Source organism: Vibrio agarilyticus, assembly GCF_012641465.1.
Taxonomy (GTDB): Bacteria; Pseudomonadota; Gammaproteobacteria; order Enterobacterales; family Vibrionaceae; genus Vibrio; species Vibrio agarilyticus.
This window is the reverse complement of record NZ_JABAIK010000012.1, coordinates 73,412-87,094: the sequence shown is the minus strand read 5'-3', so window position 1 is coordinate 87,094 and position 13,683 is coordinate 73,412. Positions and strand designations below refer to the sequence as shown.

The window sequence follows — 13,683 nt, the reverse complement described above, 5'->3', positions numbered from 1 at the left end:
GATCCAGATACCGATTCCATTCGCGAGGAAACAGCACAGTAAAAAATAGCGACAAGCCATATAGGGACGACTAAGGGAGGCGGATTATTCCTTAAATGCATAAAAAAAGCCAGAATAAATTGAAATCCATCACATATTTTTGGTGTCAGTAATAAAATTGAAGCAGAATTCCTAGCTTTGACACACGCCATTTGCCCCCAATCACGACCTTACCTGCCTCACTCACAATAAATGAGATAGTGCCTGTGGCCGATGAAAGTGTCAGTTTTGGTAGTAATACCAAAGCACGTTGTTTATAGTGACCGCTGATTCTTTTTCTTCATTAACTCGCGAAATCATTAATTAGGCCATGTTCCAAGACAACCCCCTACTTGCGCAGCTCAAGCAGCAAATTCAAGAAAATTTGCCTAAAAAAGAAGGCAGTATCAAAGCAACCGACAAAGGGTTCGGTTTCCTTGAAGTGGATAGTAAGACCAGCTTTTTTATTCCGCCGCCATACATGAAAAAATGCCTGCATGGCGATAAAGTCGTTGCCATTATTCGTACCGAAAATGAGCGCGAATTTGCTGAGCCACAAGAGCTTATCGAAGCGGCAATGACACGGTTTATCGGCCGAGTAAAGCTTATTAAGGGCAAACTCAACGTTACCCCCGACCACCCGCAGCTCAAAAAGTTGGCACTCAAAGCAAAAATCGCCAAAGGGCTTAACGCAGAGACCTTCGCTGAAGGCGATTGGGTTGTTGCGCACTTGATCCGCCATCCACTTAAAGATGACGGCGGTTTTTTTGTCGAAATTCGCGAAAAAATCACCAATAGCGACGATAAAATTGCGCCTTGGTGGGTCACCTTGGCTGAAAACGATCTTCCCAATCGCGAGCCAGAAGGGATTGATGATTGGCAGATAAAAGACGATGCCGCTCTTGAGCGCGTTGATATGACGTCAATGCCATTTGTCACCATTGATGGCGCTTCAACCAAAGATATGGACGATGCGCTGCATGTGTCGCTCACCGAAAACGGCGATTTTGCGCTGACCATTGCCATTGCCGACCCTACGGCTTATATCACGCCTGACGACGCTATGGACGCGGTCGCACGTGAGCGTGGCTTTACCATCTACCTTCCGGGTCGCAATATTCCAATGCTGCCTCGCGAGTTAGCCGATGAGCTTTGTTCACTGCATGAAGGCCAAGTGCGTCCTGCGCTCTGCTGCAGCGTCACCGTATCAAAAGATGGCGTGATTGGTGATGATATTCGCTTCTATGCGGCTAATGTTGTCTCGCACGCTCGCTTAAGCTACGACAATGTTTCAGACTGGTTAGAAACGGGGCATTGCGATGCGTGGCAGCCTGATGAGCAGATTGCCCAAGTAGTACGCGCCCTATACGACTTTTCTCAAGCTCGCGCGCATTGGCGTGAAACCAACGCGGTTGTGTTCCCAGATCGCCCTGATTATCGCTTCGAACTCAGTGAAGATAATGATGTTATTGCGATTCATGCCGATTTACGCCGCAGCGCAAACCGCTTAGTTGAAGAAGCGATGATCACTGCCAACATTTGTGCAGGACGCGTATTGAATGAGCGTTTTGGCATGGGGATCTTCAATAGCCACTCAGGCTTCAAACCTGAAAAAATTGCGGATGTGATTGCCCTTGTCAATCCCGAAGGTGAGTTACCATTTACCGCAGAATCGGTTGCCACATTAGAGGGGTTTGCTGCACTCCGTCGCTGGTTAAGTGAACAAAATGCAAGCTATCTCGATAACCGAATTCGCAAGTATCAAGCTTATTCAGAAATGAATAATCAACCGAAACCTCACTACGCGATGGGGCTCGACATCTATGCCACCTGGACATCCCCTATTCGTAAATACGGTGACATGATCAATCACCGCTTGTTAAAAGCGGCGATATTAAACGCCGAACCTATTCAAGTTCCTGACGATGTCATTGGCGAAGAGCTAGCGCTGCATAGAAAGCACCATAAGCAAGCAGAGCGTGGCGTTTCGGACTGGTTGTATGCTCGCACCCTAGCCAATGAGCCAAGCAAAGGCACTAGCTTCCAAGCAGAAATCTTTGATATTAATCGCGCAGGCGCGCGTGTGCGACTTTTGGAAAATGGCGCAACTGCCTTTATTCCCGGAGCACTGATTCTCGCGAACAAAGAGCGTTTAGAATGCAATGCAGAAGCAGGTATCATTTCCATTGATAAAGCTTCAGTTTACCAACTTGGCGATACGCTCGAAGTGGTACTGACTGACGTCAATCAGGAAAATCGAAATATTGTGGCAAAGCCGACTGAGGTTTTTGCTGATGTCTCTACGGATAATCAATCTGCGGAGTCCAAAGCGACCGAATAAGCCAGTTTCGACTCAACACGATAAGAATAACAATGCCAGCATTTCGCTGGCATTGTTTTATCTTCTCTACCCTACGCGATTGGCGATGACGATAGAGTAATCATTAAGCATTTTATACCGTTATGGCACGCCGTGACCTTTCGAGGCAACCCATACGCGATACCACTGCTCTCGGCTCAATTCAAGTGAGAGCGCCTCAACAGCTGAACGTACACGCTCAATTTTTCCAGAGCCAATAATTGGAACTGGGTTTGACGGTAAACGACGCACCCAAGCGTAAATCACTTGCTCCATCGATGCACCAATCTCTTGCGCAATAGCTTCCAACTCAGCTCGAACACGCTGCGCTTGTTCAGTTTGGCCAGTAAATAGTGCGCCACCGCCTAAGCATGACCATGCCATCGGGCGAATTCGGTGCATCTGCATTTGGTCAAGCGTACCATCATGGACAACATCAAAATTAAGCGGGTTAATTTCGACTTGGTTTGTCACCAATGACTTCCCTAAACGAGATTGCAGCAGCTCAAACTGACGCGGATTAAAGTTAGACACCCCAAAATGCTTTACCTTGCCAACCTTGTGTAATTCGGTAAAGGCATCAGCCACTTCATCGGCGTTCATCAACGCATCTGGGCGATGGATAAGTAACACATCAATCTCTGAGACGCCCAAGCGCTCTAACGAATTATTTACCGATTGATAAATGTGCGCTGCGCTGGTGTCATAATGATTGATACGTCGCTCGGGCGTTTTATCACCACACAATAAAATATCGCACTTGGTTACGATTTGGATCTGTTCGCGTAAACTAGGCTCAAGGGCTAACGCTTCACCAAACAAACGTTCACACTCATAATTACCGTAAATATCAGCGTGATCAATTGTTGTGATGCCAAGCTCAAGATGCTGCTTTAAAAACGTCAAACGTTGCTGTGGTGTCATATTCCACTCAGCGAGACGCCAATAACCTTGCACCAACTCAGAAAGCTCAGGGCCTTGTGGGGCCACTTGTACTTTTGCAACCATGGATTTTCTCCCTGTGTAATATCTGCCAACATCCTAATGATTTTTCTATGCAGTCTCAATTAGGCGAAGCGTGTTTGTGTCGCAATTGCCCAATAATTCAGCGCTGCCAACAAAACAGGCTCAAGACGCTTAGAGAGAAAGACGAACAGAATTGAAGAGAGTTACCCAAGCGACATCAAAATAATGAATTCAGTGCCGCCTACCTGCAACTCCAAGTGGTTTGGGTATAGAGAATCAGAAACGAATAAGGGCGCTTCAATGAAGCGCCCTATGCCTCTAGACTCAATCGTGAGTTCGCGGATCAGGGTCGACCTGATATTCATTTGAGGCAGTAACAGGTGGTTATAATCAAAGCCACCGTAATTGTACTAGTTAACCTTGTTGTCCTAGTTAACCTGGTGTTCCTAGTTACCTAGTTGTCGCAGACCCTTTTTCCTGAAAGAGTTTTTATCTGCAGTTTGAGTATGGCTTAAACCCAGCCAAAAGCGAGAAACTTATTGCAATTTTATGACTCACTTCTGGGAATTTTGTGTTTGTGCTACCCGTGCCAAAAATAACGCTCTCCAGCATACCTATAACTATACTTAAGCGGCCTCATATGAAATGAAGGAATATGCCAATGGAGAGAAACAACGGACAGAGTTCGAAGCCTAGCGCCAGTGTTCGTACTCGAGTAAAGCACCTCCTTTTTGAAGGTGACAGTCCGTTTTATGTGTTGATTCTTGCGGCATTTATTGGCTGCGCCGCTGGGCTTTTAGGGACCGTACTTGATGTCGCGGTTCACGCTATTGGTCACTGGCGGTCAGGTTGGCTTCATAGCGAGTCACTTTTTTCATTACCGACTTGGCTTGTATCATTACTGCTAAGCACCCTACTCGCAGCCTTTGGTTACTATCTCGTACACCGATTTGCGCCAGAAGCGGCAGGTTCAGGCATTCAAGAAATTGAAGGCGCCCTTGAAAATAAACGCCAAATACGTTGGCAGCGCATTCTTCCGGTTAAGTTTTTTGGTGGGATCAGCGCGCTGGGCGCTGGGCTGGTTCTTGGTCGTGAAGGGCCGACAGTGCAAATGGGTGGTGCAGCAGCGCGCATGACAACCGATCTCCTCAAACTGAAAGATGATAACGTCCGCCAAGCGCTACTTGCGGCGGGTGCTGGCGGTGGTATTTCTGCGGCATTTAATGCGCCGTTAGCCGGGATCATGTTCGTTGTCGAAGAGATGCGGCCCCAATTTCGCTATTCATTGATGTCAATCCACGCCGTGATCATTGCCTCAGTAATGGCCGATGTGGTCTATCGAATGATTGCAGGCCAGTCAGCAGAAATTCAGATGCCCGACTACACAGCGCCAGCTCTCAGCGCGCTGTGGCTGTTTCTTCTGTTAGGCGGTTTGTTCGGCGTACTTGGTGTCGTTTTTAATAAACTCATCGCTAAGGCTCAAGATACCTTTGTCGCTTTGCATCAAAATAAGCGCAGTCGATTTCTGTTGCTTGGCGCCACAATCGGCGCGACTTTTGGCCTGTTGGTAATCTATATGCCGCAGTTGACTGGCGGCGGTATTGCGCTCATCAATATTATTGTTTCCGGTGAGTTTGGGCTGGGGTTACTGCTGCTCCTTTTTCTCGGAAGGCTTATCACCACCCTAATTTGTTTTTGCTCTGGCGCGCCCGGCGGTGTCTTTGCTCCTATGCTCGCGCTGGGTACGCTGTTTGGATACAGCTTTGGCGTGATTGCCGATTGGGCCGTCCCCTCTTTAGAGCTCGAAGCTGGTATGTTTGCTGTTGCAGGTATGGGGGCGCTTTTTGCTGCCTCGGTGCGCGCGCCCATTACCGGCATTTTGCTCGTTATCGAAATGACCAATAACTACTTTTTGATCTTGCCTTTGATTGTTACATCACTCGGCGCAGTGATTGTTGCGCAGTGGTGCGGCGGAGAGCCGCTCTATACACAGCTGCTTCGACGCACTTTAAAAAATAGCCAGTCAGAATAAGCAACGCCAAGTTGTTTGGGTATAAATTCGATTCAAAACAAGTGAGTTATGGAGAAAAAACCACTCAACAAATAAGGTGAACTCTTGTTATCATGCGCAAAACTCCCACCTTAGCATTAGGTGGACATAGTCTGTCGCATTCGGATCTTTAATGAACTTGGCCTGTCACTGGAAAGCACTTTCCAAACTACAATCAATTCCTACTTCACAAGCTGCATTGGCACTTGGCCTCATTGGCCTCGGTCAAGCTTGGGCGCTCTACGCTCCAAGTTTTGGTGATATTATACGTCCATCATTAGTGTTAATTGGCGCACTTTTGTTAAGCCCGGTATTACTCAAATACGCACTCTATCCTCGCTTATTTATTAACGATTTACGCCATCCGCTTAATGGCAGTTTAATGGCACCGATGAGTATGGCTTTGCTTGTACTGTGTGATTATCTTGCCAGCGCCGGATTGTGGTTCGCTTATCCGGTTTGGGCGCTCGCCTTAACACTGCATATCACTATGATGGTGTTATTTTTGTGGTTTCAACTACGCCGCTTTCGCATGGTTAATATCGTGCCGGCTTGGTTTCTGTATCCTGTTGGTTTGATCAGCAGTTCATTAGCTGGCTCACAACTGGGGCATAATATCTTTGCTCAGAACGTAGCGCTTGTCTGCATTAGTATCTATTTCTTTATGCTTCCCGTCGTGCTGTACCGACTGGTCTTTTTTGGTTCACTCCCACGCCGCGCCAGGCCAACACTTGCGATTATGGCAGCGCCTATCAATTTAACGCTGGCGGCATATCTGGTGAACTTTCCTAACCCAGATCCCATTTTGACCGGTGCATTGGCAGGTATTGCCATTACTATGACGCTGCTCATTTATCTCTGTTACTTACGTTTGCTGCGGCTCAAATTTCAACCATCGATTGCTGCGGTGACCTTTCCTTCGGTGATTAGTGCCATCGCCATGTATAAGCTGACAGACTATTTCGACCGCGCGTATCCACAATGGCAATGGCTGCATGATTTTGGGTTCTTTGAACTGAGCGTAGCGACGGTATTGGTTATTTGGGTGGCTGCGGGCTACAGCAAGATGTATTTCAACAGATTATTGTCGCGTTCACACTAAAGCGCACGAAAGAAGTACGACTCGAACAACTTACGCAAACACATCAAGGCCACCTTAGTGAATAAAGTACCTTGATGTTGATATTTATCGTAAGCCGTGCAGAAACTCGTGGCGAGTGGCAGGGTTAGACTTGAAAATCCCCCCTAATGCGGTTGTTGTGGTTTCGCTTGTTGCGTCCATGACACCTCGCGATTTGACGCAGAAATGGGTCGCATCAATGGTGATGGCGACATCATCGGTTTCAAGCAAGCACTGCAGGGCGACCAAAATCTGCTGAGTCATGCGCTCTTGAACCTGAGGTCTTTGAGCAAAAAATCGCACAATACGATTTATCTTAGATAAACCAATAATTTTTCCACGCGGAATGTAAGCGACAGCCGCTTTTCCGTCTATTGTCACTAAATGATGTTCGCATGTACTTGTTAGCGTAATATCTTTTACGCGCACCATTTCGCTGACATTCATCTTATTTTCAATAACGGTAATTTTCGGGAAGTTGCTGTAATCTAAACCAGAGAATATTTCGTCAACGTACATTTTGGCGATGCGATGCGGCGTTTCAACCAAACTGTCATCGGTAAGATCCAAAGCGAGTAGCGATAAAATCTCTCGCATATGATGCTCGATACGCTCTTTCTTCTCTTCACGACTGATAAGATTGGGAACCATTGGCGTTTCCAAACCACGATGCTCGAGTGCGGCTTTTACCTTCTGTGCCGATTCGCTGAGTGCTGTCATTTTTACCTCTTGCCATGCTCTGCGATTGCCCTTAAGCCGCGCTATTGTGTGAGACAAGTTTGCTCGTGACGAACAGCGAATTCCATCGGCTAGGGTTTAACAAATAAGAATACTCGCATTCGAAATGAAATACATCCCCATTTTAGCCAAGGATTATATACCCAAACAACTTGGAGTTGCAGGTAGGCGGCAAACGAGCAAAGCCTCTGAGCACTTCGTGAACATAGACGAACTATATGATGAGGTTTGTGAGAGCCAGCCAACAACCCTGCAACTTCAAGTGGAACGGGTATACCCTTATATGGATATATTATGATGACTGAAGGTCGCTTGGGTATGAATGACAGGTATGCTAAAGTGCCGCGAGCTTTATACCTACAAACAAATTGGATAACACTATGGGCTGTTGTGACACGCCAGGCTTAATGGCTATTGAAGATGCTCTCGCTACCATGCTAGAGCGCATTACCCCGATCCAAGCAACGGAGACACTTCCGCTTGCACAAGCACTTGGCTATGTTTTAGCCGAGGATCTTCATTCACCTATCTTTGTACCACCTTTTGCTAACTCAGCGATGGATGGCTATGCGGTGCGCCTAAGCGATTTACAATCAGATACCCCACTTGCTATTGCTGGCAAAGCGTTCGCCGGACAACCTTTTATTGGCGAGTGGCCTGTTGGCAGTTGCGTGCGAATTATGACAGGCGCAAAGATACCCACTGGCTGTGACGCGGTGATCATGCAAGAGCAAGTACAACTGACCGATGCTGGGGTTGTTTTTACATCTGTTCATGCGAAGCCACAGATGAACATCCGCCCGAAAGGCGATGATATTGAACTCGGCGCCTTAGTGCTAGCCAAAGGCGCACGTTTGACTCCGCGCGATATTCCAATGATAGCCACATTAGGCATCGCACAGGTACGTGTTTTTCAAAAACCAAAAGTCGCGTTTTTCTCTACAGGCGACGAGTTAAAGCCTTTAGGCACCACTTTGGCAGACGGCGATATCTATGACAGCAACCGCTACGGCATCAAACCATTGCTGGAAAACTTTGGCTGTGACGCTATCGATTTAGGCATTATTCCCGACTGTCCAGACCAATTAAAAGCCACTTTTTTGCGCGCGCAGCAGTTAGCAGACGTGGTGATCACCTCTGGCGGCGTGAGCGTGGGTGAAGCCGATTATACTAAAGATATATTAGCGGAACTGGGCGAAATTGGTTTTTGGAAACTCGCCATCAAACCGGGTAAACCTTTTGCTTTTGGTCAACTCGAAGACGCTTGGTTTTGTGGCCTACCTGGTAATCCGGTTTCGGCTTTCTTAACCTTGTATGTGCTCGTGCAACCCATGCTGGCAAAACTAGCCGGTCATAGCGAATGGCAAGCGCCACAAACCATTCCTGCAGTTACTCGCAGCGCATTTAAAAAATCCCCCGGTCGTACCGACTACCAGCGCGGTATTTACGGCATTGAAAACGGTCAATTTGTGGTAGAAAGTACTGGTAATCAAAGCTCCGGTGCATTTCGTTCGATGAGCCTTGCTAACTGTTTTGTTGTTCTTGAACGGGACCGTGGCTCGGTGGAAATTGGTGAAACTGTCCAGATCGAGCTGTTTAATTCCACAATGTATGCCTAACCTCATCACCCGTGAAATAGGAACCCTAACGTGCACCCGTTATCCGATGCAGAAATGCTGCGCTACAATCGCCAAATCATGTTGCGACACTTTGATTTCGAAGGCCAAGAAGCGTTAAAAAATGGCAAAGTGTTGCTCCTTGGCGCTGGTGGCTTGGGATGCGCCGCCAGTCAATACCTGGTTGTCGCAGGCGTAGGTCATATAACCCTTATTGATGACGACAAAGTGGAGTTATCCAATCTCGCGCGTCAGGTGCTTCACCACGACAGCGATATTGGCCAATTAAAAGTCATTTCAGCGCAACAAAGCCTCAGTGAGCTTAATCCCCACTCTCATATTGAGATCATTTCAGAGCGTTTGGATGACAACAAATTATCATCACTGATCGCGCAGCATGATGTCGTCATTGATGCGAGTGACAACGTCACAACTCGAAATCAACTTAATCGTTTGTGCTTTGCTCACAAACGGCCGTTAGTGTCTGGCGCCGCCATTCGTATGGAAGGCCAAATTTGTGTGTTTCATTATCACGAGGATGAGCCCTGCTACCAATGTCTGAGCGCTTTGTTTGGCGACAGCACACTGACTTGCGTTGAAGCAGGCGTTATGGCCCCTGTCGTCGGTATCATTGGCGCAATGCAAGCGCTGGAAGCTATCAAGCTGCTGGCTCACTATGGTGAGACGCCGCAAGGCAAAGTGCTAATATTTGATGCGCTGACTCTGTCATGGCGCCAAATGACGCTGCCTAAGCAGGCAAACTGCCCTATTTGCCAATAAACCTATACCCATATGATCTGAGCGAAACGTTCTGTTTCGCTCTCTATATCCAAACAACGTGAAGATGCAGGTAGGCAACCAGCGAACAAAGCCTCTGAGCTCTTCATGAACATAGATAAACTGTGAGATGAGGTTTGTGAGTGCCCGTCCCTATCTGGTTAACAAAAAGCGCAGCAACTTCAAGTAGGACGGGTATACTCTCTCAAAGATCACCCTTTCGTGCTCATTATTTCCTCTGTTTATCATTTTGCGAGAAACCAATAAATGATCCATCAAAAAGCAACTCATTGCGCAATATCAAAAACAAAAAACAAACAAAAACAATGATTTAATTTTTGGCACGGTCTTTTCATTATAGGTAGCATATTCCAATAACGAGGCGCTACTATGTTGAAATCATCTCTGTGCTTTTTACCACTCTCGCTGCTAACAGTCAGTATGGCTAATGCCACGGCTTTCGACAGCTGCCCTAGCAAAGCGTATCTGTTCCAATCCAAACCCGTGCAAGTGTATGGTGTTAACCTTGTCACCGGTTCAACCACTTTGCTGCAAAATGATACTGGCCTCAACGCCAATATTAACGGGGTAGGTTTTAATTTTGATGATCGGTATATCTACGGATACAACACGACTCACAAACAAATTGTTCGTCTTGGTCAGGATTTTATCGCCGAAACACTCAACGTGACAGGCTTACCAGACCACACCTTTTTTGTCGGGGATGTATATAACCACACCTACTATTTGTACCGTCACAAAAAAGGTTTGTTCAAAATCGATTTATCGCCGCTTGACAGCGATCCCAGTGCGACACTTGTGATTGAACAAATCTCTTCAAGCGCCAATGTTAATCTGACCGATTTCGCCGTTCATCCGGGTGACGGTATGCTCTATGGCATCGACAACGGAAGTGGGTGGTTATACCAATTTGACCTCAACACGGGCAATGAAACGTTCATTGGCGACACGGGAGAGAAAGGCACCTTTGGCGCTGGTTATTTCGATGTCGACGGCAACTACTATGTTTCGCGTAATCAAGATGGCAAAATTTATCGCATCGATCTTTCCTCAGCAAATGCCGCCAACATCAATGCGGGTATCGTCCCTGCGGTAGAGTTTGTCACCAATGGTCCTTCCTCGAACCAAAATGATGGTGCGCGTTGTGCAAACGCGCCAGTGATTGATGAAGATACCATTATTGACTTTGGCGATGCGCCAGACTCCTATCAAACTCTGCTTGTCAGCAATGGGCCACGCCACGAGTTCGACGGTGAAACCTGGCTCGGTGCCGCGCCACCAGATGGGGAAATTGACGGACACTTACCACCAGAAAGTGACGAAGACAATGAACCCACCAGCAAAGGCGTTCACTTTGTCACAGGTTTGGAAACCGGGATGATTGCAAAAGTATTGGTTGAGGCTTCAACAACGGGTTATCTATCGGCGTGGATTGATTGGAATGCCGACGGTGATTTTACCGATGATGGCGAACAGGTTTTCACAGACCAAGCTCTTGATGCAGGCGATAACCTACTTGATGTGTTGGTTGATATCGACGCGCCAACCTCAACAACCTGGGCCCGTTTTCGCTTTAGTCAAGAAACCAATTTAAGCCCTTTTGGTGGCTCCACTTCAGGGGAAGTGGTTGATATGGCGGTCACTGTGCTAAATGATGGTGCCACCGCCCGTTATTTCCCCAATGAAACAGGTTACGCAACACTCGCTTATGAAGATAACTGGCCCTACAAAGCCGATTACGACATGAACGATGCCGTCATCAAATATCGAATCACCGAAATTCTCAAAGATGGCAAGGTGATTCGTTCGCAAATTGATGGTCGACTTGCTGCCGTAGGCGCTGATTATCGCAGTGGCTTTGGTATCCGCCTCGAAGGTGTCGCCCCAAGCGCAATCAACACCGCTGCGTCGTTTCAAAATCACAATCAAGCCTCTAGTGAGCTTGGCCTAGAAGGTGGGCGTTCAGAAGCCATTTTTATTATCACTGATGACTTAAGCTCGAAAGCCAATTCGAACTGCCGTTATTACCGAACCCTACTCGATTGCAAAGAGGACGAGACCTTTAGCTTCCGCCTTAATATCGAGTTAGGCAGTGGCATAGCCCTTAGTGCGTGGCCAGATATGCCATACGACCCCTTTATTTTTGCATCCCCTAACCAGTCTCGTGGTGCATCAATCAGTGATAATCCTGGCCGCTCTTGGGAAGTCCATCTACCAGATCAAGCGCCAACAGAAGCCTTTGACGCCTCTACGTTTAAAACAGGCGTTGATGACAGCGACCCAGACAGTGGTAAGTACTTCAAAACCGCAGACAATCACCCGTGGGCGCTGCTTATCACCGACGATTGGACCTGGCCTAAAGAGTACACCAACTTAGTCACGGCATATCCTAAATTTGCCGAATATGCTGCAAGCGGTGGCGACAATGAAACTAACTGGTTCCTAGCAGAAAATGCTGCCGACAATCAGTGCTACGAGCCATAGGAGAATCATTATGCTTAACACTTTAACACTTTACAAAATCACACTTATCTCGCTGTGTTCCGCTGTCCTCCTTGGCTGTGGTGGTGGAGGGAGTGGTGGCGGTGGCACCGCTTCAGCGCCAGCAACGCCGCCAGCAGCAATCAGCACTACGCCACAAACGGTAGAAGAAATCGTGGTACCGGATGGATTCAGTTATCACCCGGTAAGTGAATATCAGTTGGACTTGGACATTAGCGCAATTTCAAACGAACGCGCTTTTGTCTCAGTCTACACTCACTACACCGAAGTAGATGGCAACCTTCGAGCGGATTACGCCAGTCGCGTGGTTGCAGCCCCGTTGCATAATGGAACCATCTCAATGCCTTTTTCTGCCGCAAATGCCGAGCAAGATTTATTAATCGAAATCTGGTTTTACAACGACAGCGCGCCGTTGCAAAAACGCCATTCAACTCAAACAGCGACGATAACTTGGTAATTCCAAGTCGCTAGCCCGGAAAATACCATTGCTTTCACCAAAGCCGCAGCAGTATGCGGCTTTGGTGGTATAGGTGCATCAAAATTTCAGTTACTATGGCACCAACACTCAATGGTTTAAAGGCTGAATATGGACAACCCACTGATCAGTGCCAATCAACTGTTATCGATATTGAATGACCCCAATCTCATCATATTAGACGCTAGTATGGCGTTTAAAATACCGGGTCAAGAGTCTGCCGTAGAAGACAGAAAAATCTCTGGCGCACAGCGCTTCGATTTTGAAACGATAATCTGCGATCAACAATCCCCCCTTCCTCATATGATGCCCAGTGAAGATCAATTCAATCACCACGCTCAACAGTTAGGCATTAATCACACTAGCCATATTGTCGTATACGATAATGCTGGCACTTACACTTCCCCACGCGCGTGGTATATGTTTCATGCCATGGGCCATCGTCATATTTCGATTTTAAATGGTGGATTACCTGCTTGGATTGCTGTCAATGGGCCAACTGTCCCACTCAATACGAATAAAACCGAAGCCGTAGATTCGTCTCAATGTTTGGGGGATTTTAAAGGCAGCTTCAATCCCACGTTTTTCACTGACGCACAATCCGTATTAAATGCAAGTCGTACTCAGAGTGCGCACATTTTTGATGCCCGCTCAAAGCAGCGCTTTCATGGTTTAGTCCCTGAGCCTCGTGAAGGCATGCGTTCTGGCCACATTCCAAATGCACACTCTTTACCATTTGAGTATTTTCTTAAACAAGGGAAGTTTATCGATATGCACGAGCTGGTGAACCCATTTGAAACACTGGCACACCATTCTGAACAAGAGATGATTTTTCATTGCGGTTCAGGCGTAACCGCTTGCATACCATTACTTGCCGCAAGTTTACTCGGGTATACCAAGTTATGCGTTTATGACGGTTCATGGGCGGAATGGGGGGCAAGTTCAGACTTACCCGTGGAATTAAACTAACTGAATCATTAGAAAGAATTTGACGGCCAAACTGACTCAAATCGATACCCAACTCGCTTTTTAGTTATGGGT

The 13,683-nt window shown here is 47.2% G+C and carries 10 protein-coding genes; 8 read left to right on the top strand and 2 right to left on the bottom strand.

Annotated elements, in window-relative coordinates; all coding sequences use genetic code 11:
- Positions 1–349: 349 nt before the first annotated feature.
- Positions 350–2,359, top strand: a complete 2,010-nt coding sequence (rnb, locus tag HGP28_RS13045; protein WP_168836912.1) for an exoribonuclease II — start codon at positions 350–352, stop codon at positions 2,357–2,359.
- Positions 2,360–2,479: 120 nt separating this feature from the next.
- On the opposite strand, the gene HGP28_RS13040 is transcribed toward rnb, so the two are convergent.
- The gene (locus HGP28_RS13040) at positions 2,480–3,385 is read right to left on the bottom strand and encodes an aldo/keto reductase (RefSeq protein ID WP_168836911.1); all 906 of its coding nucleotides are present in this window, start codon (positions 3,383–3,385) and stop codon (positions 2,480–2,482) included.
- A 619-nt stretch (positions 3,386–4,004) separates the two neighbouring features.
- Between HGP28_RS13040 and clcA the strand changes: the two genes are divergently transcribed.
- Both clcA and HGP28_RS13030 read left to right on the top strand, forming a co-directional pair.
- Complete coding sequence (gene clcA / locus HGP28_RS13035; RefSeq protein ID WP_168836910.1) at positions 4,005–5,375, top strand: H(+)/Cl(-) exchange transporter ClcA; 1,371 nt, start codon at positions 4,005–4,007, stop codon at positions 5,373–5,375.
- Positions 5,376–5,526: 151 nt separating this feature from the next.
- A complete protein-coding gene (locus HGP28_RS13030; RefSeq protein ID WP_168836909.1) occupies positions 5,527–6,495 on the top strand; it encodes a TDT family transporter in 969 nt (322 codons plus the stop codon).
- An 84-nt stretch (positions 6,496–6,579) separates the two neighbouring features.
- Here the strand turns inward: HGP28_RS13030 and folE are convergent, their stop codons facing one another.
- Positions 6,580–7,233, bottom strand: a complete 654-nt coding sequence (gene folE, locus HGP28_RS13025) for a GTP cyclohydrolase I FolE (protein WP_168836908.1) — start codon at positions 7,231–7,233, stop codon at positions 6,580–6,582.
- 398 nt (positions 7,234–7,631) lie between these two features.
- Between folE and moeA the strand changes: the two genes are divergently transcribed.
- The 5 genes from moeA (at position 7,632) to HGP28_RS13000 (ending at position 13,611) form a co-directional block, all read left to right on the top strand.
- Positions 7,632–8,870, top strand: a complete 1,239-nt coding sequence (moeA, locus tag HGP28_RS13020; protein WP_168836907.1) for a molybdopterin molybdotransferase MoeA — start codon at positions 7,632–7,634, stop codon at positions 8,868–8,870.
- A gap of 30 nt (positions 8,871–8,900) precedes the next feature.
- Complete coding sequence (gene moeB / locus HGP28_RS13015) at positions 8,901–9,647, top strand: molybdopterin-synthase adenylyltransferase MoeB (RefSeq protein WP_168836906.1); 747 nt, start codon at positions 8,901–8,903, stop codon at positions 9,645–9,647.
- A 387-nt stretch (positions 9,648–10,034) separates the two neighbouring features.
- Complete coding sequence (locus HGP28_RS13010) at positions 10,035–12,149, top strand: LruC domain-containing protein (RefSeq protein WP_168836905.1); 2,115 nt, start codon at positions 10,035–10,037, stop codon at positions 12,147–12,149.
- Between the two features lie 10 nt (positions 12,150–12,159).
- Positions 12,160–12,624 (top strand): hypothetical protein, encoded by a 465-nt coding sequence (locus tag HGP28_RS13005; RefSeq protein WP_168836904.1) that lies wholly within the window; start codon positions 12,160–12,162, stop codon positions 12,622–12,624.
- A gap of 129 nt (positions 12,625–12,753) precedes the next feature.
- Positions 12,754–13,611 (top strand): sulfurtransferase, encoded by an 858-nt coding sequence (locus HGP28_RS13000; RefSeq protein ID WP_168836903.1) that lies wholly within the window; start codon positions 12,754–12,756, stop codon positions 13,609–13,611.
- Positions 13,612–13,683 lie beyond the last annotated feature (72 nt).